Here is a 25,556-nt window from a genome sequence, read left to right on the forward strand (position 1 = left end):
GGGAAGATTTAAAGGTATTGTTGTAAGATGTTGGCGGTTGCTTTTCCGGTTTTGTGCCAGCTAAATTGAGATGATCTGGCTAAACTAGCAGTTTTTAAGTTCGATCGCACTTTTGAATCTGTGGCTAGTGTTTGCATGGCTTCGGCTATTTCTCCGACGCTGTAAGGATTGACTAATAATGCGGCATCTCCGGCTACTTCTGGCATCGATGACAGGTTGGATGTGATGACGGGTGTGCCGCAAGCCATTGCTTCTAAAATTGGTAAGCCGAATCCTTCCCAAAGTGTAGGAAAAACTAGGGCGATCGCCTGATTCATCAGTACGGGCAATTGAGAATAGGGAACGTAACCGAGAAACTTTACCAAAGATTGTAAACCTAATTCTTCAACTTGTGCTGTCAACTGCGGTGTGTAGGCATTGGGAGGTCCTGCTAGCCACAATTCGTAATTTGCGCGATCGGGCAAACTCGCAAATGCAGCAATTAATCTTTCCAAGTTTTTGTAAGGATCGTGTCTGCCGGTATAAAGAAAATAATTTTTGGCTGGCAAGTCGAGATATCTAAAATTAATATTATCGCAAGCTAGCGGAATTGCGGTCATCTTTTTAGACGGAATTTGGAAAAATTTAGCAACATCTGCCACCGTTGCTTGAGAATCGCAAATAATGTGTTCTGCTTGCCGCAAAACCTGCGGTATGTAGTAGCGAAAATAAGCTGTTAATCGAGAAAACCGTTTGGGAAATCGCAAAGGAATTAAATCGTGAACTGTGACGATGTAGCGGCAGCCGGAATACAAAGGTGCTTCGGGAATAGGGGAAAATATCAGGCTTGACTGCAATTTTTTGTAAATTTTAGGTAACTCAAACTGAGTCCACAGCAGCCTATTAACTTGTCCTTTTGGGCCGCGATTCGGTGTCAGAGTTTCTGGGATTTGATAGCAAGTATAATTTTCAATTTGCTGGGAAGCGAGTAATGTTGGTTCTAGCTGTTGCAGTTGCGGGAAAAGATTAGCGGCGTAAGTCCCGATTCCCGTGGGTTCGGGTGTTAAGAAGGACAAATTGATTAACAGTGAATTAGACATGATTTTAGATATCCGGCGACTGGAAGTCGCGACTACACATACAAAGTCCGCCTGCGCGGACTGAAGAAAACGGTAATAAAATCGACTTTGATATTAGTCCTATGCAAGAGGACTTTAGCTTTTGGTTAGGGATTTTAACCCCTGGTGGACTACTTAATTAGCCTTTAAGTTCGATCGAGCATTTGAGCTATATCGGCAGGATTTGGCAGCCGAATTGTAGCATACTCTTGGTGAATAATATCAAAAAAACTATTGACTTTTTTCTCAAAATGTGCAAGTCTAAAGTTCTGACTGCGTTGCTGTGCACCAGCTTGAAGTTCTGCTAGCAAATCAGGATTAACAATTAGTTGATGTGAATGCTGGCACAGTTCCTCAACGGTATTGAACACAAAGCCCGATCGCCCATGTTCGACAATTTCCGGTTGGCCGCCACCGTTGAAAACAATCGGAGCACAACTATTTTGCATTGCTTCTACAGTCGCCATCCCGAAATGCTCAAATCTTTGAGGATTGACTTCACCCAAACCGCAGCCATGCCAAAATATGCTCGCTTTAGCATAAAGTGATTTTACCTCATCAAAGTCAGCATTGACTTTGAGTTCGATCGCCCTTGAATCTTGCTTCAATAAATTCTGAACAGTCTTTAAATAAGGATTTTTCGGAATGCTACTTCCGGCTAAAATGAGTCGCCATCCTTGAAATTCTTCGGGATAATCTCCTCGCAAACTGCGGAAAGCTTTAATTAGTTCAATTTGCTTTTTTGTTCCCCCAGCTTCAAACTGTCCCACAGCCAAAATTATTTTTTCTTTCGGCACTTTAACTGTTGCCATTTCCACGGGCGGATAAAGCAGAAAAGTTGGCTGTAGGTTCCAGCGTTTCTCCAACCACTTGACGGTAAATTGACTGTTGGCAATAATGAAAGTGTAGTCATCGACAGCAAAATGACGGTTGCGGAAGGTATTGGGAAAGTGGCAGAAAAATACTGATATCGGCGACAGTGGTTTAACTTTTTCCAGTTGGTTTGCGTTGATGAAAATATCGTAGTTTTTGCTTTCTCTGGCAATTTCATCAAAGGGATTTTCCATATCCTCCACGATGATGCTGGAATCGATGCACTGCATTCCGCGTTTCTCGTAAAAGGCCAAGGGCATAATTTTAATTTTGCATCCTGAAAGGTTGAGTCCGTACCACGATTCTAAGTCGGAAACAGCAACTGGTTTGTTGGCGATAAAAGTAATGTCAAATTCATTTTGTAGCAGCGAGGCGATGGTAGCGACGTATTTTTGACCGCCACCAATAAAATGCAGCCCGTGATCGTAAATGGCGATCGACATTTTGCGATCGCCCCGAACCACCTGTAAGCGAGACAAAATGCGATCGATCTTCATCCGACTGTAAATCACCGCCAACTTTTCCGACAACTGCGGCAATACAGTTTCGATGATTTCTGGTTTCTGATAATCTAGAAGTTTTTTAATCGCTACAAATAAACTCTCGAACAGCAAATCGTACTGCTTGTTAGTAAAAAAATCCGAAGTATGAATTCCTTTGACTAATTGCAACGGTTCATGTTTTGCCAAATACAAAAACCGATTGCGGTTGCAGAAATACTCGGTAAGTTTACTGCCTTTACTCGAACCCCGATATTCGTGATGGGCGATAGCTGCGGGAGTATAAAGCATTTTCCAACCGCGTTTGTGACAGCGTTTGGCAAACTCTACATCCTCAAAATACATCACAAAATCTTCATCTATCGGCCCCACATCTTCGAGACATTCCCTGCGGAAAAGCACCGCTGCCCAACAAAGCCCTTCTACTTCCCGTTCTATATCGTACTGTCCCGCATCTTTTTCACCAAAACCGACATCTTGCCAATAAAAATTAGGTAATTGCTGAATACCAGCGCTGTTAATTCGCCCGTCTTTAAACAGCAATTTGCCGCTAGTCGCACCTACTTCTTTATTAGTTTCTAGCCGTTTTACAAGAATCTCTAACCAGCGACTGTCAGGGGTAGCATCGTTATTAAGAAAGCCGATATATTGCCCTTTTGCTTCGCTGATGCCGAGGTTGAGGGCTTTAGCAAAGTTGTTGGCGGAGTTGACAAAAATCCGAACTTTGGGAAATAGTTCGCGCAGGGAAGTAACGGAATCGTCTTGAGAACAATTATCAATTACAATTAAATCGAGTTGCGATTCGGGATACGCAAGTTTTTGTAGAGATTTTAAGCAATCTTTCGTGTGGCGCAGACCGTTATAGTTGACGATAATTAACGAGCATATGGGCAGTGTGGTCATCTTTGATGCTTTATTTTTGTCGATCGAGCAATTGAGCGGTAATCTTCTCTAAAATAGCAGTATGTTGCTGCTGCACTGCTTTAATTTGCTCTATTTCAGACTGAAAAGTTGCGATCGCTCTTTGTTGAGTCTCAAGCTGTGCTGTAACTTCGGGATATTCGCTGCTGAATTCCGATTCAATTTTTTCAAAGAGAGTTTGTTGATTTTCTTGCAATTTTTGCAACTGTGTGCTTAAGGTATGCACGACCCGGGTATTAGCAAAATTGTAAATTACTTGTCGTTCGAGTACCGGTCTGAGCAATTTTCGGACTATTTTCCTAACGACGATGACTGCGGAACCGAGGCGCCTTTGGTAAGAGGTAATGGGGATGTTATAAATGTCGAAACCCGCCTTTAAAAGGGCGATATCTTCGTCATCTTCATTTTGGGCGATCGCACTATTTTCTGTTCCCAACAGCGACAGCTCAGCAATACCAATTCGCGGCTCCAAAGTTTGCCGCAATTTATGTATTATCTGTTGAGTTGGTATTTCTTCGTACTCCAAACTTTCCTCTCCTTGAGATAACTTACTATGACTTAATTATGGAACAGGCATCTTTGCTGTTGCAATCCTTGTAACTAATTGTGAACCGGCAGCTTTGCTGTGTGAATAATTGTAATTAATTGTGGAACAGGCATCTTGCCTGTTCAAGGGCGGGCAGGATGCCCAACCCCTACTCCCCACAAGAAAATTTATCTGTTGTTAAATCAGGATTATTGCTTGCGATATTGGCAATATCTCAATTTAAGCTATAGCAATCCTAAATCACTTGTGAATTTCTTACTCCCTCCCCTTACCAAGGGGAGGGTTGGGGTGGGGTAAAAAGTTTACGACTCCTGCAAGGATTGCTATAACTCAATTTGACTGTCATCACCAATCATAAACCGCAGAGCTTTTGGACGAGCCGGTGCATTTGTGAGTTGAGCTCGCTGCCCGATCACGCTGTCAACAATTCGCTGGTGAATGCCAACTATTTTCGCCCCTTGCAATATTACACTGTGTTCGATATCAGCATCAATCATCGTCACGCGATCGGCAATACTGCTGTAAGGCCCGATAAAGCAATTTTCAATGCGGCAATTTTCCCCAATAACCACCGGCCCGCGAACTGTAGAATTAATAATTTCCGTTCCTTCTCCTATTTGCACTCGCCCGATAATTTGACTTTTCGCGTCTACTTTTAATTCATTTGAAGCTACGATACAGCTATCTAAAATGATTTGGTTTGCACTCAGCAAATCGTCTTTTTTCCCCGTATCCAGCCACCAACCCTCTAAATTGCAGGCTTCTACCTGTTTTTCCTTATTGATGAGTTGTTGAATGGCATCGGTGATTTCCAGTTCGCCGCGGGGCGAAGGTTGAATTTGATCGATCGCCTCGTGGATAGTAGGAGCAAAAAAGTAAATCCCCACCAGTGCTAAATTTGACGGCGGAACTGTTGGTTTTTCTACTAACTGTAAAACTCTGCCTTTCTCATCAACTTTCGCCACACCGAAAGCAGAGGGATTGGAAACGGGACGCAGCATAATCAGAGCGTCTAGTTTCTGCTTGTTAAAAATCTCTAAAAATGGATCTAACTGATTTTCAATTAAGTTATCTCCTAAATACATAATAAACGGAGAATCGCCCAAAAATGGTCTGGCCACTTTTACCGCATGAGCGAGCCCTGCCGGCTCTGCTTGCAAGATATAAGTAATTTTCGCACCGAAGCGAGATCCATCTCCTGTTTTCGTCTTCACCTCTTCCCCGGTTTCGGGACTAATAATAATCCCAATATCCGTAATCCCAGCCGCCACAATTCCTTCAATTCCGTACCACAGTATCGGCTTATTTGCTACAGGAACCAACTGCTTAGCACCCGTATAGGTGAGGGGACGCAAGCGTGTTCCTTTACCGCCAGAGAGGATGAGTGCTTTCATTGGGTGAACTCTGAGTTATCCTTTAGGGTTTGCGGTGCTGGCAACTATTGCCTGCACTTGTTGCTCTCGTTGATTTTAAACTACCACTACCCCGCTGGCAATAGTTGCCGTGTATCCTGATACAAATTATTTATTTTGTTCAAACTTTTAGAGTGCTGGACACACAGAGTGTCAGAAACCAGGTTTATTGCCACAGGAAGCAGTTAAAAGCTGAGTTTTTTGTCAAAAGACCCCTTTCTTAAGGTTGCGAGTGCGCCAGTCCCGATTTAATTGCGTACCCTTTTAATAGCGGCCATATCGGGCAATCAATTGACTACCACTATTGTTTTGATTTGTCAACCAAGCCCACATCTGATCGCCCAGACAAAAATGCCACCATTCGTTAGGATGTTGCTGAAAACCCGCAGCTATCATCGCATTTTTTAATATTTGCCTGCGACGGTGATATTCCTGTTTTGGCTGCTCCTTGCTATTACAAAAATAATCGGGATAAGAACGTTCTGATATTTCATCAATCGGAGAACCCATATCAATTTGCCGATTATTTTCATCCACTAAAGTTATATCTAAAGCTGCACCTGTACTGTGAGGGGGAGGCGTCGCGCGATCGAGGCTCGGTACTGCCCAAAATTGATATACGTGTTCTATAATTACTTGGCGTTTGTCTTCGGAAACCGGAAATTCGCAGCCTTGAGCTATGGCAATTTGATTAAAAGTATAATCTACCATAAATTGCTGCACTTCCACCGGCCGATAAGCGTCAAATATCAGAATTTTCCAATTTTGATGATTTTGCTGTAGCTGGGTTTGAGCGGCGATTAAACTATCTACAACTCCTTGCCGCAAATAGTAAGGCGAATCTGCTTTGCTGTTGTCATAGGGTGCACCCAACTTTTGATAGGGGTGCGGAATTTCAAAGGCAAAATGTTCTGATGGAATCGGGACTAAAGGTTCGCCGCATTCGTTAATAGATATTTGGTGATATGGTTTCATATCCAGGTGTCACCCTAATTTATTACTGATGAACTACAATTGTATCGCGATTCATTTCTATCAAGGAATGTTCCTGAAAGAGTTCAGCCAACTGCGGCAAGTTATTCACAAATAAGTCTATAAGTTGGTTATTATTTATGTTGCCTGTCGTCAATATCAACAGCTTGTAAGGTTGCTGCTCGATCATAAATGAATCGAGAAAATCTCTATCTTTGGTGATAACAATTCTGCTTTCTTGGATGGAAAGCAAGTTAATTTCTGAATCGCGAGTTGCATTTCGTCGAGGTAAATCCTTAGTATGAATAGTATCGCAACCAGCAGATTGCAGCACGCGCGCAAGACGTAGTGGTAATTGTGCATCTACCAAAAACTTCATTACACTAATACTCGGTATATGCTTTTCACTTGAGTCAGCCGCGCGGCAAATAGCAAAGCAGCTAGAATATCCTCATTTTCTAAATCGTCATAGTCATCTATAATTTCTTTAGCATTCATACCAGAACTGAGTAATTCAAGAATTAACTCGACTGGATATCGGAGACCGCGAATACAGGGTTTTCCGTGACAGATATTGGGATCGAGTGTGATGCGCTGCAAAAGTTGGTTTTCCATATTTTAGGAGCAAATATTAAATATATCCTAACCTAAAGAGCGTAGCTTTCGATCAGTTGGTAGTAAGGACTTTAGTGCTTTTAATCTCCACCTAAAGTCCTAAAGTCCTTACTGCCAAAAAATCCTAACTTTGGCGGTAAGCAACTACCGCATAAAAGGGATCGCCGCTTGGTATTCGCAGCATTTGCATAAAACTCGGCAAGTTAGGCTTGCGAACAATTACTTCCGGCTTGCTAAATCCGGGTATATTCGCTCCTTTGACAGAATCAAAGTAACCCTTGACTAATTCTACCCGATCGCCCTCCGAACCTTCCCGCCAAGCCGCGATCGCCTTTTGATAAAACATCCGGTTGGAAAAGCTCATAATTGCTACGCCCCCCGGCTTCAAAATCCGGTGAATCTCGGCAAAAATCGCATCCGGGTGCTGCAAATACTGTACCGAAACACAGTTGACAACCGCGTCAAACTCTGCATCCGGCAGCGGCAATTTGGGATTTGCGTTCAAATTCTGCACGAAATAATGATTCAGTCTGCGATTCTTTGCCAACTCTTCTTCATTCATGCCGTGCCCTTCAACATGGGCAAATTGCATCTCGTCGGGCAAGTGAGAAACCCAACTGCTCATCATATCAAAAATCCGAGTATTCGGTTTCAGCCGTTCCCGATACAAATCGGTTAGTTGCTGAATAAATCCATCGTCTACGTGAGTCACAAACCGGGGATAGGAGTAGAACAAATTGTCGTCGGTGTCGTCTAACTTGGTGCGTTTGTCGGCTGGAAGCAACATAAATTCTGATGGGAAAGTAGATTTACCCTTTCTAGTTTAAGAAAAATTAAGAATTGTAAACACACTTCCCAGGGCGGACATCCGGCTTGCAGGGTGATGGTCAGAGTGCGATCGATAATCGTATGGAAAGCTACACATCCTCCGCAGCGCCACAGTCTGCGAGTTTAACCGCGATTCCGCCTGGGACTTAAGTCCCAGGCTTACAGCTAAAGTCCACTTTAAGTGGACTAAAAAGCAGTGGCAGTCTCGATCGAACGATCGAGCATCCCATCAGTTAAGCTTGAATTTTTTAGTAGGTTTCAACCGAATTCAGCTTTTAGCCTGGGACTTAAGTCCCAGGCGGATTCCCGGTTTTAGCATAGCTGTCGGCCTCAAAAAATCTGCTTGCGTCCCCTTGACAAAACCTCAAAAAACATCATACTCTAATAATACGAACGCTAAGTAATAAACCGATGGTTACTACATCCACTGTCGATCGCACAAATCTAGCTCAGTGGCACGACGTTCTCGCCCCCCACAGCCTGGGCTACCGTCTCAAACTTCTGGCACAGCTAGGCAGTCGCAGGCTGCAAGAGGGACTCGAACCCTTTGGCTTAACACCTTTTCACTGGCTGGTACTGTGCTGCTTGTGGCAAGAAGACGGTTTGCCGACTTCCAGCATTGGCGACAAACTGCAACAGGTAGGCGGGACACTGACAGGCGTGATCGATCGCATGGAAGAAAGAGGTCTAGTCCGCCGCGAGAGAGACACGCGCGATCGCCGCATTTGGCGCATTTGGCTGACAGACTCCGGCAGGGAACTGCAAAAGGTATTGCCCCCGCTGGTAGCTAAAATCAGAGATCGAGCTGTCGAGGGAATTTCAGAGGCAGATCGAGAACTCTTTTCCCAACTGATAGATATCGCGATCCTGAATCTTTCCTAAACCGACAAATCAATCTTTTGAGTGAAGTGCAGCAGCATCTACCTCCACTACATTACAAATAACCGCAAAATACTACGCACTCTTAAAAAAAGCTGTCTTACTAAATAAAAACTACGTACCCTAAACAAACGACATCTTACTAAAGTATCAGGAGTCAAATACCATGAAAGGCACAAACGAAATCAACCCAGAATTCAACGGCAACGGCAAAGCAGTCGCCCTATTAGAAAAGCCGATCGACGACAACACCCAAGCTAAAATGGTGCCGGTCATACCAGCCCCAGAAACAGAAATCAGCGCCCCCGCCGAGGTCAAAACAGGCGCAGAAACAGAACTGCAAGCACCCCTACCGCCTGCTGAAACGCCGAAGAAAAAAGCCCCGAAAGCGTTGATATTAGCAGCGCTGGGCCTAGGGGCGATCGCAGCAGGCAGCTTCGGCTACCGCTACTGGCAATACGCCTCCATCCACCAAGAAACCGAAAACGCCACAGTTGCCGGACACATCCACCAAATCAGCAGCCGCGTCAACGGTACTGTCGGCGAAGTCTTGGTACAAGACAACCAACCAGTAAAACCCGGACAACTGCTGATCAAACTCGACCCCCGCGACTACCAAGTTAAAGTCCAACAAGCCCAAGCAGCCTTAGAAAACGCCCGCCGCCAAGCCGAAGCAGCCGAAGCAAATATTTCCCTAGCCTCTCAAACGAGCCAAGGCAAAACAGCCCAAGCCCAAGGAGACATCGGCAGCGCCAACGCAGCCATTTCCACAGCCCAAGCAGCAATTAGAGAAGCCCAACAAGGCGTACCCGCAGCCGTTGCCGCAGTCGCAGAAGCCGAAGCCGGCGTACCCGCAGCGCAAGCTAAAGTCGCCCAAGCTCAAGCCGGAATTCCCCAAGCTCAAGCCAAAGTGACGGAAGCCGAAGCCGGGATTGCCGCAGCGCAAGCTCAGCTAGCACAAGCGCAAGCTAATCTCATCAAGACGCAAGCTGATTATAAACGGTACGAAAGCTTGCAGTCTGAAGGTGCGATCGCCCGCCAGCAACTAGACTCCGCCAAAGCCGCCTACGAAGTAGCCCAAGGCCAAACCACCGCAGCCCAACAAGGAATTGCCCAAGCTAGAGCGCGGTTAGCCCAAGCTAAGGAAGGCGTAACCGCCGCCCAAGCAGCAGTAGCCCAAGCTCAAGAAGGGGTAAAACAAGCCGAAGCCCAAGTAGCGCGCGCCCAAGTCGGTGTCGCCAGCGCTCAAGCTAAAGTCGCCCTAGCCGAAGAAGGTATCAGCACCGCCGAAGCCAAACTGGCTGCATCAAAGGGCGGATTGCAACAGGCGCAAGCTACGGGCGAACAAACTAAAGTCAGTCGATCGCAGTATGATGCTGCTAAAGCTGCGATCGGGCAATCGGAAGCCGCGGTTAAAGACGCTCAACTGCAACTTTCCTACACGAATATCACCGCACCAGCCGCCGGACAAATCGGCCGCAAATCGGTTGAAGTCGGGCAGCGGGTGCAGGCTGGAACTCCGTTAATGGCTATAGTAAGTAACGATTTGTGGGTAGTTGCTAACTTCAAAGAAACCCAACTGGCAAACATGAAACCAGGTCAAAAAGTAGAAATCAAATTAGATGCTTTTGGCGGCAGGAAATTTGAAGGTCATCTCGATAGTTTCTCCCCTGCTTCTGGCGCTCAATTCTCCTTATTGCCTCCCGATAATGCTACGGGAAATTTCACCAAAGTAGTGCAGCGGATTCCTGTCAAAGTTGTGTTTGATGCTGAAAGCATTAAAGGCTATGAATCGCGGATTGCACCGGGGATGTCTGCTACGGTAAATGTGGAGCTGAAATGAGGGAAGAACACGGATTAATTTAGAAGTCTGGGATTTGATTTTTTGTGAATAGAAGAGGAAATCCCAGACTTCTGGGAGTTTGAGAAGTTTGAAAAGTCTGGGATTTGATTTTTTCGGTTAAGGGCGATCGCCCTTGCAATATCATCTTAAAAAGTTAGGTATCGGGTAGTGAACACGAAGCCGAAATCTCGTTCGCCAGCTAGAACACGGGTTGTTGCTTTGTGATGAGTGGCGATCGATTCAAATCCGAAAAATTTTATTGCCCACAAAACAACTCTATGGTATACTAGAAGATTGTGAATATTAATCAAAAGTAAAGTAACAAGCCGGGAGAAATCAAAATGACACAGCAAACCCTGCACGGAACCAGCCGCAAAAGAAAAAGAACATCCGGTTTTCGCGCCAGAATGCGTACCGCAACCGGTCGATTGGTAATCAAAGCTCGCCGCAGCAAAGGTCGCCACCGCCTCGCAGTCTAGCACTGCATCAAGGTTGAGAGGCCTCAACGATCGCCCTACGCCATGTTGCCCGATACAAACCGACTTAAGCACCGAAAAGACTTCAGCGCCGTATACCGCAAGGGAATGCGCCGTAACTCGGCCCATTTCAGCTTAAGAGCTCTGCGTAAACCCAAAAGCGTCGAATTAAGCAAACCGACAGCCGAGAAATCCTTGCAGCCGACTCGCACAGGCATTTCTATCAGCCTGAAAGTCAGCAAACGCGCTGTAGTCCGCAACCGGATTAAGCGTCAGATTCGGGCAGCTTTGCGACAGCTATTGCCCCGATTAAAATTCGGGTGGGATTTAGTAATTGTCGTGCGTCCGATCGCACAAGAGTGCAATTATGCCGAAATTCTGCAAGAATTAGAGCAGTTGTTGGTAGAAGCCGAGGTACTAGATGGGAATTCGAGAGGAAGTATATTATGAAGGCGGCCCCGCGCCGGGAGACTTGATCCTGAATTTACTCCTGGGGCTGACTGTGGTGGGAATCCCCCTCGCAGTAGGAGCAATTGTCCGGGCTCTGTGGCTGCGCTACCGGATCACGAGTCGCCGAGTGTCGGTAACTAGCGGTTGGATGGGGGGCGATCAGACAGACGTTATCTACTCAGATATAGTCAAAATCGTCACAGTACCTCGCGGTTTCGGGACTTACGGAGACATGGTGCTCACCATGAAAAATGGCAGCCGCTTGGAACTCAGAGCTATGCCGAAATTTCGAGCAATGTATGACTACATTAACGAAAAACTGCCCATAGCCGCTCAAAAAGCAAACGCGGCCCAAGCTAAATAACCGAACCGCTTTCACCCTGATTAGAGGCCCAATTCAGTGCGAGTATTGGCAAACTCATTAAAACAAACCCGCAGACCGGGCGGTCGATCGACGGGCAATGTCCTAAGATAGAGACAAAACCCTAAAAATTGAGGCGGCTCGCCTTCAGCGGGTAAAAATAGTTCTCAACAGCAAACATAGAGCACCTAAATTAACTCAAAGCGAATGGATTTCGGTATCTCGTTTCTCTCCAACAACCTCATGCTCCCGATCCTAGATTTTTTCTACGGGATCGTGCCAAGCTACGGTTTAGCGATCGTAGCTCTGACGCTCGTGATTCGCTTTGCTCTTTATCCTCTCAACGCAGGCTCTCTTCGCAATATGCGGCGCATGAAAGTAGCGCAGCCGTTGATGAAAGAGCGAGTAGATCAAATTCAAAAACTCTATAAAGACAATCCTGCCAAACAGCAGGAGGAAATGAGCAAAGTATACAAAGAATTTGGTAATCCTCTAGCAGGATGCTTCCCCTTGGTGCTGCAAATGCCAGTGCTGTTTGCACTGTTTGCAACGCTCAGGGGTTCGCCGTTTTCTGACATAAATTACAGCGTCAACGTTCAAGTTTTGCCGAAAGAACAAATCGAAACTGTTCAACCGCAAGCTTTTGCTACACCGCCACAAAATATTTACGTCACAGGTACTTTTCATGCTCCTGTTGTGGGCGTAATTCCAGGCGGCGACAAACTCGCAGTCGGCGACACAACCAAGATAAATTTTCAAACCCCAGAGGGCAAACCTCTCAAAGTTTTAGCTGCAGAAAATAAGAGCGAAATCGACTTTGAACCCGGCTGGAAAGTCATCAAAGGCGAAGATCTGATCAAGGTAGATGAACAGGGAAACATCACGGCATTAGCGCCTGGTGAAGCCACAGTTCAAGGCACAATCCCCGGATTGGCTAGTAACAAAGGATTCCTGTTTATTGAGGCTCTAGGCCGCGTTGGCGCGATCGACTCAGACGGTACAATCCACTGGGATATTTTGGTGATGATTCTGGGCTTCGGCATCAGTTTGTACATCAACCAAACCCTTTCAGGACAAGCACAAGGGCCAAACGACAACCCCCAACAGGCTACAGTTAACAAACTGACGCCAGTCATATTTTCAGGGATGTTTTTGTTCTTCCCGCTGCCCGCCGGCGTGTTGATGTATATGCTGATTGCTAACATCTTCCAAACAGTTCAATCGTTTATTTTGTCGCGAGAACCGCTGCCCGAAAACCTCCAAAAAATAGTGGACGAAGCAGAGGCGAAAACCCAAAAAGAACAAGGATTAGATGCACTTCCCTTTGAGCCCAAGCGTTCTAAGAAAAAGGCTTGATTTTAACAACAATGAAAGACTCTCAAATGCAGCGCGGACAGGCATGGTTAGAAGAATTGCTACAACTGTCCGCAATTCCTTCAAAAGTGGTATGCGAACAACAAAAAGATTGCTATTGGATGACAATAGATGAAAGCAATCTGACTCCAGAACAAGTTGCAATCTTAGTCGGGCCAAACGGTAATGTAATAGATGCCATTCAGTACCTTTGTAACACGGTTCAGAATATAGGTCAGGAAGTAGAGGAGTCAATTCCTTATACAGTTGAACTAAATGGCTATCGCATCCGCCGCCAAGAGGAATTGCGATCGATGGCAGAGTACGCAGCAGATCAAGCCCGATCAACGGGAGTTGAATGTGAAATAAAATCGCTGTCTTCGGCAGAACGCCGTCAAGTCCACAGCTTTTTGAGCGAATGTGAGGATATAGAAACTTACAGTCAAGGACAAGAACCCGATCGGCGTTTGGTAGTGCGAGTGCGCTGACGCTAAAGAAGGAAGAAGGAAGAAGGAAGAAGGAAGAAGTTAAAAAATAACTATTCCTTTTGACCTTTGAATTCAAGAAGTAGGAAGGCAAAAGATTATGGAGACCATTTATATCCCTCATCTCCTCACAAAAACTGAGCGGAAAGAGGTCATTGATTTTGAAGAATTTATCCCCGATTTAGAAACTCTTACTCCGGTGCGAGGACGACTGCAAGTCACTCACCAAGGGAATTATCTTGAGGTGAAGGCGAAAGCAGAAACAATAGTTACTCTCACCTGCCACAGATGCTTGAAACAATACAATCATCGTTTGGCACTCAACTCATCTGAACTAATCTGGCTCGAAGAAACAGCAAATCAAACAGATTCAAGTTCAGCAGAAATAGAAGTTGCTTTAGAAGACTTGGTGGAAAATTTGTCCCCCGGTGGCTATTTCTCTCCGGGGGATTGGGTGTACGAGCAAATGTGTTTGGAACTGCCGCACAAACAGATCTGCGATACTGAATGTCCGGGAATTTCTTTAACTGATGATGCAAATACAGAAAGCACCGAAACAGTATCAGACAGTCGCTGGGCCTCTCTGGAAGCACTTAAACGGCAATTGCCTTAGTCAATAGTCATTAGTCATTAGTCATTAGTCAGCAGTCAGCAGTCAGTAGCTAAGAACTAATAACTGTGGAATAAAGACTGAAAAAAAAATCACATCGGCTAACATCTAATAACCAATAACTAATAACTAAGGACTAATAACCAATGACTAATAACCAATGACTAATGACTATTTTTAGTGAAGAGTTTGAACTACTGCTGCGATCGCGCTACCCCCTAATTTACATTCCCACACGGGAGGAAGAGCGCGTAGAAGCGGCGATCGCCCAATGCGCCAAAAAACAAGGTTCTCGCGCCGTATACATCTGGGATTTTGTTGATGGCTACCAAGGCAATCCCAACGATGCCGGTTTTGGCAAGCGCAACCCGCTGCAAGCTTTGGAATTTCTCGAAAAATTACCCGCCACCGCGCCGGCAATTTTTATTCTGCGCGACTTTCAGCGGTTTTTGGAAGATGTCTCAATTTCCCGCAAGCTGCGGAATTTGGCGAGACTCCTCAAATCTGTACCCAAAAATATTGTCATCGTATCTCCTCTAATTTCGATCCCGGAAGACCTCAGCGAAGTGATGACTGTTTTGGAGTTTCCCCTGCCTGCGGCGGCGGAAATCAAAATTGAGGTAGAAAGGCTATTAGGGGCTACCGGACAAGCCATTGAAGGGCGTTTGCTGGACGAAACAGTGCGCTCCTGTCAAGGGCTGTCGATCGAACGAATCCGCCGAGTTTTGGCAAAGGCGATCGCCACCAGAGGCGAACTCCATCCCGACGACGCGGAACTGATTTTAGAAGAAAAGCGCCAAACAATTCGCCAAACTCAAATTCTGGATTTTTACCCAGCCCGCGAAAATATATCCGATATCGGTGGTTTGGACAATCTCAAAGAATGGCTGCTGCGACGCGGCGGTGCTTTTTCCGATCGAGCCCGCCAATACGGTTTGCCGCATCCCAGAGGTTTGTTGTTAGTCGGAATTCAAGGAACCGGAAAATCTTTAACAGCAAAGGCGATCGCCCACCACTGGCATTTGCCTTTACTGCGCTTGGATGTCGGGCGTTTGTTTGCCGGATTAGTAGGAGAATCGGAATCCCGCACCAGGCAGATGATTCAGCTAGCGGAAGCTTTGGCCCCCTGCGTGCTGTGGATTGACGAGATTGACAAAGCTTTTGCGGGATTGGACGGTAAAGGGGACTCCGGGACAACCAGCCGGGTGTTCGGGACATTTATTACTTGGTTGGCAGAAAAAACTTCGCCGGTGTTTGTGGTAGCAACGGCCAACAACATCCAGTCTTTGCCACCAGAAATGCTGAGAAAAGGCAGGTTTGACGAAATATTTTTTGTGGGTTTGCCCAGTCAGGAGGAACGGCGGGCGATTTTTGAGGTACATTTATTGCGGTTGCGATCGCACAGCATCAAAAATTACGATTTAGAGCGCTTGGCTTACGAAACTCCCGATTTTTCAGGGGCCGAAATCGAGCAAACTTTGATTGAAGCAATGCACATTGGGTTTAGCCAAAATCGAGACTTTACCACAGATGATATTTTAGAATCAGCTAGTCAGATGGTGCCCTTAGCCAGAACTGCTCAAGAACAAATCCAGTTTCTCCAAGATTGGGCCGCTGCTGGGAAAGCTCGCCTTGCTTCTAGATACGGCAGTTTGAGCCGCCGGATTCAAGGTTAAGCTTTTGAAGTCAGTAGTCAGTAGTGAGTAGCCAGTAGTCAACAGTCAGCAGTCAACAGTCAACAGTCAGCAATGAACACTGTATATAGCGTTTTCAAATTTTTAGTGGGTTTTCTGCTCGCGATCGTCCTGATGGCAGGTGCTAGCGTGGCTGCTGCACTTTACTTTGCCGCTAAGCTAACTACTATCCCCGAAAAACCTGTTTTTTCCAACGACAAAACACCAGCTCAGGTTGCGGGCGCGGCGCCGAAGTCAACAGCCCAGGCTAGCCCTGTTTCTACATCTAGCGATGCCCCGTCTCCCAAACCGCTGGAACCGGGAGCTTACCGCGCGATGGTGACTCAGCCGATCGGCTTAATTCTCCGGGATACTGGTAGCCGAGACTCGAACCGCATTGGCGGTGTTGCTTACAAGGAAAGAGTCGTAGTTTTGGAAGAGTCGCCCGACAAAGAGTGGCAGCGAATTCGGATTGAGGATGGCAATCGCGAAGGTTGGGTCAAAGGTGGCAATACTGAAAGAGTTGAGGGCGAATAGGAATTAGACAAAAAATATACTCCTCTGATTGTGAGGGTGAGAAGCAATCCTAGCGTGCAGGTTGTTTACCAACCCCGGGTTTTTTCCTGTCTCTGGTTCCAAATATCGACATACATATTTATAATAAAAAGTCAAGTTAAATTTATTTACGATATTTGGGATTGCAGTTTGATGCGCTGAGACTGCGGGCGCGATCGCCCCTGCAACATCCTGAATTTGACATAAAAGCCCAGCAGACAAAAGGTTTCCAAAGCTAAAACTCAACAGAAAAACTCAATAATACATAAACCTAACTTATGTCATTCAGGAGAGTATGTTAAGAAAATTAGCAAAATTTTAAGGTTAGTTGCAAAACCCAGGCTGTCGTCACCGCCGCAGAGGCAAGAGTGGTAGCTTGGATTACAAGATGTAAGTTTTCAGCTCTTAAGCTACCAACAATAAAAAATATGTACGACAAACGTCCCGATCGAGATTTGGCGACTGCTGCTGTTACTGCGGCTTTGGGAGCTGGGGTCGTTACCTCTTTTGCTGTGAGCAGAGGGCAAAACCCGCTGGTAGCCATCGCAATTACTATTTTTGCAGCCGGAGTAGCTGTAATTTGCGATCGGTTCGGCTTAATTTAACTCAATTGGCGTAAGTCCCACGCTGTAATTGTACTCAATTGGGCGTCGGGATATAAGCCAAGCAAGGCTTGTGAAAAAGATCGACAAGTTCCTATTTCTCTAGCAAAAAACGGGTAAAATATAAGTGGTTGCGACCCACCCACTCGACTGCAAACAACAGGCGAAAGTAGCAGTAAGATGCTTGGCCTTGGACAACTGCGAGAGAAAGGGGGAAAGAACAGACCGCTGGTTGACAAGGTACGCCCTGTTGTGAAATATAATCCATGTTTGTTGTACGAAATAGTTTTTTGCCTTGGGAAACAGGGTTTCTGCGTGGGTTCCCTAGGAAGGGATAAAGGGTGTAAAAGCCCAGAGATGCTGTGTCAGACTCGGATCGTCTTCAGTGACGAATCTCTGTAATGAGATACCCAACAGAGCAACGGCAAACGAGACACGAAGCCCGAACTATAACGGTATTCCGTTTAGTTTGGGTATTTCACTACAAAGTCAACTTATCAAAAAATCCCCGCCCTATTTGCAACTAGCAAAAGTGGGGATTTTTAGTGGCTAGTTTTTTGGTTAATCAGCGGTACTTTCCCAGACGCACTCGCCACACGAAGAAGCCGCGTTTCTTAACAAAAAACCTGCGATTTCAGGCTCTTTACCCGACAACCAATTAAAGTGATGACAACCTGCGCGCAAGTCTTGTGGTAATTTCTGCGGCAGCAAGATAAAATATTAGCCAGCACTACCCCAGAACTTATTCTCTTTCGGCATTAAAGGCTAAGATGTGCTTGCAAACTTTTTTGCTGAGTCTCCCGCCTCTAGAAGCAGCGATGCTATCTTGGTTGTTACCTGTAATTATTATTAACGGTAAATTTTTTAGAAAAACGGGTGCTTCGCGCTTTCCAGGTAGAACTTAGCGTTGATAGAATCCAAGCCAAACGTGCCAAAAATCATTTTTGGCAGTTTGCTCACACAACCCACCCACAATTTCACACTAAAAAATTATGGAATCTCTTGCTTACCTCGAACTTGCTCTTGTTTGCGAAGCACCCGCAGAGTCGAAAATTTTTGATGAGCCCAAGTGGCAAAACCTATCGAGTCAGACTTACGTCCGTTTGCTGTCTCTGGCTTTGATGCTGTCGGTTTTGAGTGCAGCCGGTGCGTCTTTTGCTCAAATAGATCCGGGATATCCCAATGTCCGAGCGATTCAAGACAGGTTGCGGGAACTCGGTTATTTTCCCAGATCTTCGACAGGTCAACTAGGCCCGGTTACTAAACAGGCGCTGACTAACTTTCAGCGAGACTATCAACTGTCGCTGACTGGTAGGCCCGATCGAGCTACTGTGATAGCACTCAACAGTTTTGCCGGGGATGACGATCGACCTTTTAATACCTCTTTGACAACATACTATACAAATTATCGGGAGCTGCGTTTTGGAGACGCAGGTGCAGGTGTTTCTGCTCTCCAGCGCAGGTTGAAGCAGCTAGGCTACTTCAACGCGCATCCCACAGGGAGTTTTCGGGAAGTGACTCTTCATGCGGTGAGATACTTCCAGCGAATTAATCGACTGCGGGTGACTGGAGTTGCTGACAGGCAAACTTTAGCTTTGCTGTTTGGTTCCACCAGGCCGGTTCACCCCGTTACCCTTCCGGGGGATATTTCGGGAAATGGCGGTTGCAAGGGGCTGCGGTTCGGGGACAGAGGGGCGACGGTAGACTTGATCCAGCGGCAATTAAAAGCTTTGGGCTATTTTGAAGGTGGCGTTGACGGCAAGTTCCGCGAACGCACTCTCTACGCTGTGACTCGTTTTCAGCAAGATTACAATCTGGTTTCTGACGGCTGTGCTGACACTGCTACTTTGACTGCTATCGATGCCCAGATGAGGCAAGCTGAAATTACCTCATGGACTGAGGAAGATGACCACCAGAGTAATGGCGGAGATTTTCTAGAGTTGGGCGACAGAGGCCGACAAGTAGAATTTGTGCAGCGGCGGCTGCAAGAATTGGGTTATTACAGGAGCCAGATTCACGGTTGGTTCGATCGACCAACTCAAGCAGCTTTGATCCGCTTTCAGAGGGATAGCGGGCTGTTCGGGACTGGAAGGGTCGATCGCAGCACTCGATCGGCTTTGCGGCAAGGCAACAGGCAGGCCGCAGCGCCTGTGCCGCAAATTGCCGCTGGTTTGCGACGGGGCGATACTGGGCCTGCTGTCCGACAACTTCAGTCTTCCCTCAGAAGTCTGGGCAAAAACCCCGGCCCGGTGAACGGAGTATTTGGAGGCGAAACCGAGTTTGCGGTGCTTTCGTTTCAGCAGGAACGCAATTTGTCACCGGCGACGGGTATTGCCACTCCGGCGACTTTGGCTGCGCTCCAAAATGGATTAGCTGGCCGGGTAGCTGTTCGTGCTGTTCCAATTAGCAGCAGTTTCAACTCTCGATCGAGCATTCAGCAATTACAAACGCGGCTGCAAGACCTCGGCTTTTACACAGGCCCCATCGGCGGAGTTTTCGATGCTTCGACGAGAGACGCCCTCGATCGAGCTCAGCGCAGTTACGGGGTCAGCAGCGACGATTTGTTGAGCCAAACTTTTTAGCCCCAGGCTTGGGGACGCTACATCAAAGAAATCGGGTTTCTGGTTTCCGACTCATTCCTGAAATGATGTATTTTTCTGAAGAAACCCGGTTTCCGCGTAACTGTGATCGCACTTGGGCTACCGATTTTTGTTAAAACTTGTAACAATTCGTACTTGAAATGCGAAAATAGTGTACTGTCACTCGATTGAATCCGGGGCGCTGTTGCCGTTCTGGGCGATCGACCTCGGACAAGACCAATTGCTGGAAACCAAAGACGGCCATCCCATCCGCAAAGCTTCGTGGCACACCGTATGAATGGTTAGCTGGCAGTCTAGCAGGTGCAACCCAGACTTTTCAGCTTGCTTCATGCCAATTTTCAAAATCGAATCGTTGTTAAATTCGATCGTTCTGTTGCACTGAACGCAGACTAGGTGGTGGTGGTGGTGCGGGTAAGGCTGGTTTATCTCATAGTGTTTGTGACCTTCTGCTAGTTCGAGTTCGCGGAGGAGGCTCATCCTTGCCATTAACTTTAAAGTTCGGTAAATGGTGGACAAGCTAATGTTTTCTCCGCGATTTTTTAACAAAGTGTACAAATCCTCCGCACTCAGGTGATTGCCTTTGGGGAGGTTCTGAAACACGTGCAAGATGGTTTCCCGTTGGGGAGTCATCCGCCAGCCTTTGTCATTGAGTTCGGATTTGAATGAGGACGCGGTATAAAGTGCCATAGTGACCCTCTCAAGAAAGTCTGCCTATTGACAATAATACACAACGATCGAGATATTTTGCAAATATCGCAGCTTATTGAAAAAAGATTGAGGAAAAAATTTGGTTTTTGATATTGTTTGACTTTTAACCAGCTTTATGAATGAAAGCATCCAGGATACAAGCCCCCGGATTCATCCGTCCAGAAATAAAAAACCTGTATCGGATGAAACTTGCCCCCCGAATTTATCCGTGGGGTCAATGATTCAATCTAAAATCTAAAATCTAAAATCTAAAATCGATTGACTTGCTGCAGAGGACAGAGAAGTGGTTTAGAAGTAAATGTTGTTACTTCTGCCGAATGCCTCATGCCTTCTGCACAAGTGCCGAATGCCTTGCTCCCTGATTAATCGCGCTGACTGACCTGCTCAATTTAAGTCAGAGACTCCAGATAGTCGCGGACGCGGTTGCGACGCTTGGGTTGGCGGAGTTTTTGCAAAGCTTTGGCTTCAATTTGGCGGACCCGCTCGCGGGACAAGTCGAGGGCACGACCGATTTCTGCCAGCGAATAGGGGTGTCCGTCACCCAAACCAAAGCGCATTAGAATTACATCTCGCTCGCGGCTGGTCAAATCTGCCAGCAGTTGCTGCAAGTCGCGGTGCAGAGCTTCTCGCATCAGCATTTCTTCTGGGGAGATGCTGTCGGTTTCGAGCAAGTCGCCCAACTCTGTATCTTTTTCGTTGCCCACTTTAGTTTCCAGAGAAACAGAACGGGGAACGCGCAGCAAAACTTCTCGGACTTGGGGTGCCGTCATTTCCAACTCGACAGCGATGTCTTCGATCGTAGCTGTCCGACCTTTTTCTTGAGAAATTTTGCGCTGGGCTTTTTTGATTTTGTTAAGTTTTTCGGTAATGTGGACGGGGAGGCGAATGGTGCGGCTTTGAGTGGCGATCGCCCGCGTAATTCCCTGCCGAATCCACCAGTAGGCATAGGTGCTAAATCGATAGCCCCGCGTCGGATCAAACTTTTCTACAGCTCGCTCCAGTCCGAGAGTACCTTCTTGTATTAAATCGAGCAATTCTAAACCGCGATTTTGATATTTTTTCGCCACCGAAACCACCAGGCGCAGGTTCGCCTTAATCATGTGGTCTTTAGCTTCGACGCCTTCAGCTTGAATTCTTTCGATCGTCTCGACCGTCATCTCGGCTAACTCGGCCCACTGGCGCTTGCCTTCGGACATAATTCGCTTGAGTTCTGGCACATCATCGACCCCGGCAGTTAATGCCCAGCGTTCCAGGGAAGGTTTATGTCCCAACTGTGCTGCTAAGCGATCGCGCACTTCAATTAAATGCACGAAGCGCCCAATTAGCCCTTCTTCCTGGGAGGCGACGGTGTTGCGTAATTCCAGCAATTTGATATAGCGCTGAACTTTTTGAGCTTCCGAGACTTCTTCGTCTCTACCCAAGAGACGAACCCGACCTATTTCTTGGAGGTACATTCGCACTAAATCTGTAGTGCGACGGTTGGCATTTTTTTGCAATTTGGCTGCTGGGTCTGCATCTTCTGTCTCTGCTGGGTCTTGGTCGAGCAGTTCGTCTCCAGCTTCTTCAGCATCTTCATCCAACACATCACCTTGCAAGGGATTGACTCGCAGTTGTTCGTCGAATTCAGCTTCAGCGTAAAAAGAGGTGGCTGGCATAGTGATTTTCTCAGTGGCTCCGGTGAAAAGATGCTACGCTTAGCGGTTATTTATAATTAAGATGCCCACTTGGTTAAGACGAAGCATCACCGCTTTGTGTTTCTTTAGTAACTTTCCTGACTTTTCTGCTGTTGTTCGATCGAACTTTTGCTGCCCCACTTGTTTTACCAAGATTCTGGAAAACGCTAAGAACTTTCTGATGTAACAGGTTGAAGGCCCGAAAAGTGTGTTGTACTTCTTTGTTTATGTAGCTAGTATAGATAGTGACTGGCTAGAAACAAGTGACGTTAGTCAGAAGTTAAGTTAATCTTCATCACCGATAAGCTGGTTCCCGATCACTTCGGAAAATTAGCCATTTTTTTAATAAAACTTTATATAACTAGGCGCTCTAGATTAAATACGCTGCTGTGATCACAGAAGTTTAATCCATTACAGCATATGAGCTTCAGAGTTCGTAGAGTCCGCAGTACCGAGTTATTGGCTGACGCAAAAACCGGGTTTCTTCCTCAAATTTCGGGATTAAAACCTAGAAGTTTGAGAAAGAAACCCGGTTTCTGGATCTCTTTTGCATAAATCGCGACTTTGAGGGGGCGATGGGGCGCAAGTCAACTCAAATTCAAATTGCTAGCGTGGGTAAAGTTTCATCAGTTCTCTCACCTGTTCGGCGTGATAGGAACTGCGAGTTAAGGGAGAAGCGACAACTTGCAAGAATCCCAAAGATTCGCCAAACTTTCTCCAAGCATCAAACTGTTCTGGAGGCACAAAGTTTTCTACGTTTAAGTGCTTTTGAGTCGGTTGGAGGTACTGTCCAACTGTTAAAATATCGCAGCCGACAGCCCGTAAGTCCTGCATCGCCTCCCGAATTTCGGCGTCTGTTTCTCCGAGTCCCACCATGATGCCGGATTTGGTGTAAACCCCCGGTGCGAGTTCGCGGCTTCGCTGCAATAGTTCCAAAGTGCGATCGTACTTTCCTTGCGGCCGCACCTTGCGGTAAAGTCGCTTTACGGTTTCGGTATTGTGGTTGAGTACCTCTGGCCCGGCTGCGAGAATGATTTCTAAAGCCTGCCAATTGCCGCACAAGTCGGGAATCAAAACTTCTATAGTTGTATCGGGCATCGCTGATCGCACTGCTTGAATGCACTCGACAAACTGAGACGCGCCCCCATCCGGCAAATCGTCCCGGTTGACAGAGGTAATCACAACGTGGTTGAGTTTGAGCCGCTGCACTGCTTGCGCCAATCTTTGGGGTTCCGTCGGATCTAAAGGTTGGGGCTTTTTCTCAAAATCGATGTCGCAGTAAGGACAGGCGCGGGTACAAGCCGGGCCCATAATCAAAAATGTCGCAGTACCTGCGTTGAAGCATTCGCCGATATTCGGACACGACGCCTCCTCGCAAACCGTATTCAGGGATAAATCCCGCAAAATTTCTTTGACGTTGCCGACGCGCTCCCACTGGGGGGCTTTAACTCGCAACCACTGGGGCTTAACTGTCACGTCTGTCTCCGCCTGAGTAGTATTTTACAAATTATATACGAGCTTGCTCAAATTTGAGTTGAATGTGATATTCTAAAGAGATATTGACTAAATTCGGGATGTAGCGCAGCTTGGTAGCGCACCTCGTTCGGGACGAGGGGGTCGCAGGTTCAAATCCTGTCATCCCGATTCACTTTAACTCTTCACGGGTAACGAGTTCCAGATTTATTACCCTCTAGGATATTCCACTTTCCGCTCATCTTTCGCTCAGTCCGACTCTTCTAAGTAGCTGAGTATCTCCAAAACTGCTTCCATATCAGCCAAGTCCGCCCTCGACTTTTTACGCCGCGCTTTCAACTGATTGACCAAGTCGGCGGCCTCTGGAAAATCTGCGACGGTCGGAGCTGAGTTTTTATTTGCTTCCCGTGAGCGCCACGCTTCCTTGAGCTCTTGCTCCAACATCTTAACCTTCAGGCCTAAATCGCCGTTGCGATCGTGTAACTGATTCAGTTCTGCATCCCATTGTGCAAGTTGCTTGTTGACCGCTTTCAATTCCTGCCTGAGCGATTCATCGTTGCCCTCGCTCAGGCACGCAATTTTCCTAAGCGTTCTTCAATCCCTGCTAATTTAGGCGCTCGCAATGTGTCTATCAAGTCGTCTAGCACTGCTTCAATGTCCGAAATATTGGACGCTGGGGCTTGAGACTGGATTATTGGCGCTGGTATTGCCTGGTTAGCCGCTGCTATTTCCAAGGTGCGGATTACCCAAGCGTTGACGCTCAAACCCTCTGCTGCTGGGACATCTTTAATGGTTTCGAGTAAGTCACGGCGACCGTCCAATCTCAAGTTAAGCTGGCATCTGTCTGTCATGTCTAGCGCTTATTTAGTATAGCAATCCTAAGTCATTATCAAGACTATGATAAAATTCTATGCAATACTTGATTGTGACAATAAAAAAATGAATAAATTACAACTACAAGAAAAAAATCTGAAAAAAAAAGCTTCTTTAGAATATTTAATTGAAAGTGATATCGATGCAAGAGAACTCTCTCCGAGCAATAGCTGTAAGGATGGCGATGCTCGGTAAGTCCTACAATGAAATTAGCTAAATATGGCGTGTCAGTTAATTTTTTGTTGGTTATTGGAAAAAACAATTTAAAAACAAAGGTGTCGCAGGGATAAAACTAGGACATAAAGGGTCAAAAGGATATTTAACATCTATACACAAAACTGAAGTAATCGAATGGCCCGGGAATAAAAATATTGGGATTTCGACGATGTAGTTACTTATTTAGAGCGAGAATTTGGTGTCATATATAAATCCAAATAGAGCTACTATGAACTGTTATATATGGCGAAGATTACCGGGAAAAAACTCATAAAATCACTCTAAATCGGATGAGAAACTGGTCAAAAAAAAGATAAAAAAAATATTTAATCCCACAACAAGGCGGGCATGGAATCTGGGGCAATAATAGTATTTTTTTTAGATGAATGTCATCTACTTCATGGCAATATTAATGGCTACGCTTGGGGTCGATCTGACATAAGAATTGAAGTCCCAATTACCAATCAAAAAAATAGAAAAACTTATTTTGGCGCACGCTCATTATCAAACCCAACAATTCCATGCTCAAGGTTATGAATCGGGCAATGGAAAATCAACAGTGAAATTCATAAAATACTTACAAAATAAATACTCATTGCGGAGAATTATCTTGATTTGGGATGGAGCTAGTTATCATAGATATGGATAATTTAGAGATTGTTTGTCATCAGTTAATCGTGACAAAGAACCTGAAAATTAGTCAATCACTTGTATTTTATTTGCTCCCGAACAAAATCCCGTTGAAGATATTTGGTTACAAGCTAAAAATTTTTACGAAAGTATTGGTATTTATGTAAGTCTTTTAAGATCCTCAAATTTTGGTTTTAGTTTTTCACCAAGGAACATAAATTTGATTCCCCCAAAATCCATCAGTACACCTATACATAGGGCTTGCTGAATATATCGCCCGCGTGTTACGTGGTCTGGGTTATTTGATCGCGATCGAGAGTAAAGTCGCCGT

Annotated in this window: 25 protein-coding genes, 1 tRNA gene and 1 pseudogene; 14 read left to right on the forward strand and 13 right to left on the reverse strand. The window is 46.1% G+C overall.

The window, feature by feature from the left end; translation table 11 throughout:
• Positions 1-8: 8 nt before the first annotated feature.
• From QUA43_RS07980 to QUA43_RS08015, 8 genes are all read right to left on the reverse strand, one after another.
• Positions 9-1,079, reverse strand: coding sequence for a glycosyltransferase family 1 protein (locus tag QUA43_RS07980; RefSeq protein ID WP_333372549.1), 1,071 nt, complete (start codon positions 1,077-1,079; stop codon positions 9-11).
• Between the two features lie 164 nt (positions 1,080-1,243).
• Positions 1,244-3,373, reverse strand: coding sequence for a glycosyltransferase (locus QUA43_RS07985; RefSeq protein WP_333372551.1), 2,130 nt, complete (start codon positions 3,371-3,373; stop codon positions 1,244-1,246).
• A 10-nt stretch (positions 3,374-3,383) separates the two neighbouring features.
• A complete protein-coding gene (locus QUA43_RS07990; RefSeq protein WP_333229571.1) occupies positions 3,384-3,917 on the reverse strand; it encodes a hypothetical protein in 534 nt (177 codons plus the stop codon).
• A gap of 344 nt (positions 3,918-4,261) precedes the next feature.
• Complete coding sequence (locus QUA43_RS07995; protein ID WP_333372554.1) at positions 4,262-5,332, reverse strand: glucose-1-phosphate thymidylyltransferase; 1,071 nt, start codon at positions 5,330-5,332, stop codon at positions 4,262-4,264.
• Positions 5,333-5,614: 282 nt separating this feature from the next.
• Positions 5,615-6,325 carry a M15 family metallopeptidase gene (locus QUA43_RS08000; RefSeq protein ID WP_333372556.1) on the reverse strand — a complete coding sequence of 237 codons (711 nt, stop codon included), beginning with the start codon at positions 6,323-6,325 and terminating at the stop codon, positions 5,615-5,617.
• A 22-nt stretch (positions 6,326-6,347) separates the two neighbouring features.
• A complete protein-coding gene (locus QUA43_RS08005; protein WP_333205441.1) occupies positions 6,348-6,701 on the reverse strand; it encodes a DUF5615 family PIN-like protein in 354 nt (117 codons plus the stop codon).
• Positions 6,701-6,937 carry a DUF433 domain-containing protein gene (locus QUA43_RS08010; RefSeq protein ID WP_333205440.1) on the reverse strand — a complete coding sequence of 79 codons (237 nt, stop codon included), beginning with the start codon at positions 6,935-6,937 and terminating at the stop codon, positions 6,701-6,703. The genes QUA43_RS08005 and QUA43_RS08010 overlap by 1 nt, the downstream gene beginning before the upstream one ends.
• Positions 6,938-7,061: 124 nt before the next feature.
• Positions 7,062-7,724 (reverse strand): class I SAM-dependent methyltransferase, encoded by a 663-nt coding sequence (locus QUA43_RS08015; protein ID WP_333372558.1) that lies wholly within the window; start codon positions 7,722-7,724, stop codon positions 7,062-7,064.
• Between the two features lie 452 nt (positions 7,725-8,176).
• Here QUA43_RS08015 and QUA43_RS08020 point away from each other — a divergent pair, with 452 nt between their 5' ends.
• The 12 genes from QUA43_RS08020 (at position 8,177) to QUA43_RS08075 (ending at position 19,634) form a co-directional block, all read left to right on the forward strand.
• Positions 8,177-8,647, forward strand: coding sequence for a MarR family transcriptional regulator (locus QUA43_RS08020; RefSeq protein WP_333372560.1), 471 nt, complete (start codon positions 8,177-8,179; stop codon positions 8,645-8,647).
• Between the two features lie 163 nt (positions 8,648-8,810).
• On the forward strand, positions 8,811-10,487 hold the full coding sequence (locus QUA43_RS08025; protein ID WP_333372562.1) for an HlyD family efflux transporter periplasmic adaptor subunit: 1,677 nt from the start codon (positions 8,811-8,813) through the stop codon (positions 10,485-10,487).
• 341 nt (positions 10,488-10,828) lie between these two features.
• Positions 10,829-10,966, forward strand: coding sequence for a 50S ribosomal protein L34 (rpmH, locus tag QUA43_RS08030; protein WP_006632320.1), 138 nt, complete (start codon positions 10,829-10,831; stop codon positions 10,964-10,966).
• Between the two features lie 42 nt (positions 10,967-11,008).
• A complete protein-coding gene (gene rnpA / locus QUA43_RS08035; RefSeq protein WP_333039176.1) occupies positions 11,009-11,413 on the forward strand; it encodes a ribonuclease P protein component in 405 nt (134 codons plus the stop codon).
• On the forward strand, positions 11,385-11,777 hold the full coding sequence (locus tag QUA43_RS08040; protein WP_333039175.1) for a PH domain-containing protein: 393 nt from the start codon (positions 11,385-11,387) through the stop codon (positions 11,775-11,777). Before rnpA ends, QUA43_RS08040 begins: the two co-directional genes overlap by 29 nt.
• Before the next feature lie 204 nt (positions 11,778-11,981).
• Positions 11,982-13,130, forward strand: coding sequence for a membrane protein insertase YidC (yidC, locus tag QUA43_RS08045; RefSeq protein ID WP_333039172.1), 1,149 nt, complete (start codon positions 11,982-11,984; stop codon positions 13,128-13,130).
• An 11-nt stretch (positions 13,131-13,141) separates the two neighbouring features.
• On the forward strand, positions 13,142-13,615 hold the full coding sequence (locus QUA43_RS08050; RefSeq protein WP_333372566.1) for a R3H domain-containing nucleic acid-binding protein: 474 nt from the start codon (positions 13,142-13,144) through the stop codon (positions 13,613-13,615).
• Positions 13,616-13,712: 97 nt separating this feature from the next.
• Positions 13,713-14,225, forward strand: a complete 513-nt coding sequence (locus QUA43_RS08055) for a YceD family protein (protein ID WP_333372568.1) — start codon at positions 13,713-13,715, stop codon at positions 14,223-14,225.
• Between the two features lie 164 nt (positions 14,226-14,389).
• Positions 14,390-15,898 (forward strand): AAA family ATPase, encoded by a 1,509-nt coding sequence (locus QUA43_RS08060; RefSeq protein ID WP_333372570.1) that lies wholly within the window; start codon positions 14,390-14,392, stop codon positions 15,896-15,898.
• A 72-nt stretch (positions 15,899-15,970) separates the two neighbouring features.
• On the forward strand, positions 15,971-16,432 hold the full coding sequence (locus QUA43_RS08065) for an SH3 domain-containing protein (protein ID WP_333372572.1): 462 nt from the start codon (positions 15,971-15,973) through the stop codon (positions 16,430-16,432).
• Positions 16,433-16,878: 446 nt separating this feature from the next.
• Complete coding sequence (locus tag QUA43_RS08070; protein WP_242724391.1) at positions 16,879-17,055, forward strand: hypothetical protein; 177 nt, start codon at positions 16,879-16,881, stop codon at positions 17,053-17,055.
• A gap of 989 nt (positions 17,056-18,044) precedes the next feature.
• A complete protein-coding gene (locus QUA43_RS08075; protein ID WP_333372574.1) occupies positions 18,045-19,634 on the forward strand; it encodes a peptidoglycan-binding protein in 1,590 nt (529 codons plus the stop codon).
• Between the two features lie 177 nt (positions 19,635-19,811).
• Here the strand turns inward: QUA43_RS08075 and QUA43_RS08080 are convergent, their stop codons facing one another.
• The 3 genes and pseudogenes from QUA43_RS08080 to lipA all read right to left on the reverse strand — a co-directional run.
• Positions 19,812-20,339 carry a transcriptional repressor gene (locus QUA43_RS08080; protein ID WP_333229416.1) on the reverse strand — a complete coding sequence of 176 codons (528 nt, stop codon included), beginning with the start codon at positions 20,337-20,339 and terminating at the stop codon, positions 19,812-19,814.
• Between the two features lie 410 nt (positions 20,340-20,749).
• Positions 20,750-22,015 carry an RNA polymerase sigma factor SigC gene (gene sigC / locus QUA43_RS08085; RefSeq protein WP_333372576.1) on the reverse strand — a complete coding sequence of 422 codons (1,266 nt, stop codon included), beginning with the start codon at positions 22,013-22,015 and terminating at the stop codon, positions 20,750-20,752.
• Positions 22,016-22,639: 624 nt separating this feature from the next.
• Positions 22,640-23,515, reverse strand: a pseudogene (gene lipA, locus QUA43_RS08090) (lipoyl synthase); the annotation flags it as partial.
• 88 nt (positions 23,516-23,603) lie between these two features.
• Between lipA and QUA43_RS08095 the strand changes: the two are divergent.
• A tRNA-Pro gene (locus QUA43_RS08095) sits at positions 23,604-23,677 on the forward strand.
• 78 nt (positions 23,678-23,755) lie between these two features.
• On the opposite strand, the gene QUA43_RS08100 is transcribed toward QUA43_RS08095, so the two are convergent.
• On the reverse strand, positions 23,756-24,040 hold the full coding sequence (locus QUA43_RS08100) for a flagellar alpha dynein (protein WP_333372578.1): 285 nt from the start codon (positions 24,038-24,040) through the stop codon (positions 23,756-23,758).
• 32 nt (positions 24,041-24,072) lie between these two features.
• A complete protein-coding gene (locus tag QUA43_RS08105; RefSeq protein ID WP_333372580.1) occupies positions 24,073-24,357 on the reverse strand; it encodes a hypothetical protein in 285 nt (94 codons plus the stop codon).
• A gap of 88 nt (positions 24,358-24,445) precedes the next feature.
• Between QUA43_RS08105 and QUA43_RS08110 the strand changes: the two genes are divergently transcribed.
• A complete protein-coding gene (locus QUA43_RS08110) occupies positions 24,446-24,574 on the forward strand; it encodes a hypothetical protein (protein WP_333372582.1) in 129 nt (42 codons plus the stop codon).
• The last annotated feature ends 982 nt before the right edge of the window (positions 24,575-25,556 follow it).

The sequence above is a fragment of the Microcoleus sp. N9_B4 genome (genome assembly GCF_036701635.1).
Taxonomy (GTDB): Bacteria; Cyanobacteriota; Cyanobacteriia; order Cyanobacteriales; family Microcoleaceae; genus Microcoleus.

Bases quoted from the DNA above. Each gene is read 5' to 3' on its own strand.
- QUA43_RS08080 (WP_333229416.1), bottom strand. From the start codon at position 20,339: ATGGCACTTTATACCGCGTCCTCATTCAAATCCGAACTCAATGACAAA.
- QUA43_RS08005 (WP_333205441.1), bottom strand. From the start codon at position 6,701: ATGAAGTTTTTGGTAGATGCACAATTACCACTACGTCTTGCGCGCGTG.
- QUA43_RS08110 (WP_333372582.1), top strand. From the start codon at position 24,446: ATGAATAAATTACAACTACAAGAAAAAAATCTGAAAAAAAAAGCTTCT.
- QUA43_RS08075 (WP_333372574.1), top strand. From the start codon at position 18,045: ATGGAATCTCTTGCTTACCTCGAACTTGCTCTTGTTTGCGAAGCACCC.
- QUA43_RS08015 (WP_333372558.1), bottom strand. From the start codon at position 7,724: ATGTTGCTTCCAGCCGACAAACGCACCAAGTTAGACGACACCGACGAC.
- QUA43_RS08060 (WP_333372570.1), top strand. From the start codon at position 14,390: ATGACTATTTTTAGTGAAGAGTTTGAACTACTGCTGCGATCGCGCTAC.
- QUA43_RS08000 (WP_333372556.1), bottom strand. From the start codon at position 6,325: ATGAAACCATATCACCAAATATCTATTAACGAATGCGGCGAACCTTTA.
- QUA43_RS08055 (WP_333372568.1), top strand. From the start codon at position 13,713: ATGGAGACCATTTATATCCCTCATCTCCTCACAAAAACTGAGCGGAAA.
- QUA43_RS08010 (WP_333205440.1), bottom strand. From the start codon at position 6,937: ATGGAAAACCAACTTTTGCAGCGCATCACACTCGATCCCAATATCTGT.
- QUA43_RS08050 (WP_333372566.1), top strand. From the start codon at position 13,142: ATGAAAGACTCTCAAATGCAGCGCGGACAGGCATGGTTAGAAGAATTG.
- QUA43_RS08105 (WP_333372580.1), bottom strand. From the start codon at position 24,357: ATGACAGACAGATGCCAGCTTAACTTGAGATTGGACGGTCGCCGTGAC.
- QUA43_RS07985 (WP_333372551.1), bottom strand. From the start codon at position 3,373: ATGACCACACTGCCCATATGCTCGTTAATTATCGTCAACTATAACGGT.
- QUA43_RS08070 (WP_242724391.1), top strand. From the start codon at position 16,879: ATGTACGACAAACGTCCCGATCGAGATTTGGCGACTGCTGCTGTTACT.
- QUA43_RS07995 (WP_333372554.1), bottom strand. From the start codon at position 5,332: ATGAAAGCACTCATCCTCTCTGGCGGTAAAGGAACACGCTTGCGTCCC.
- QUA43_RS08040 (WP_333039175.1), top strand. From the start codon at position 11,385: ATGGGAATTCGAGAGGAAGTATATTATGAAGGCGGCCCCGCGCCGGGA.
- QUA43_RS07980 (WP_333372549.1), bottom strand. From the start codon at position 1,079: ATGTCTAATTCACTGTTAATCAATTTGTCCTTCTTAACACCCGAACCC.
- sigC (WP_333372576.1), bottom strand. From the start codon at position 22,015: ATGCCAGCCACCTCTTTTTACGCTGAAGCTGAATTCGACGAACAACTG.
- yidC (WP_333039172.1), top strand. From the start codon at position 11,982: ATGGATTTCGGTATCTCGTTTCTCTCCAACAACCTCATGCTCCCGATC.
- QUA43_RS08025 (WP_333372562.1), top strand. From the start codon at position 8,811: ATGAAAGGCACAAACGAAATCAACCCAGAATTCAACGGCAACGGCAAA.
- rnpA (WP_333039176.1), top strand. From the start codon at position 11,009: ATGTTGCCCGATACAAACCGACTTAAGCACCGAAAAGACTTCAGCGCC.
- QUA43_RS08020 (WP_333372560.1), top strand. From the start codon at position 8,177: ATGGTTACTACATCCACTGTCGATCGCACAAATCTAGCTCAGTGGCAC.
- QUA43_RS08065 (WP_333372572.1), top strand. From the start codon at position 15,971: ATGAACACTGTATATAGCGTTTTCAAATTTTTAGTGGGTTTTCTGCTC.
- rpmH (WP_006632320.1), top strand. From the start codon at position 10,829: ATGACACAGCAAACCCTGCACGGAACCAGCCGCAAAAGAAAAAGAACA.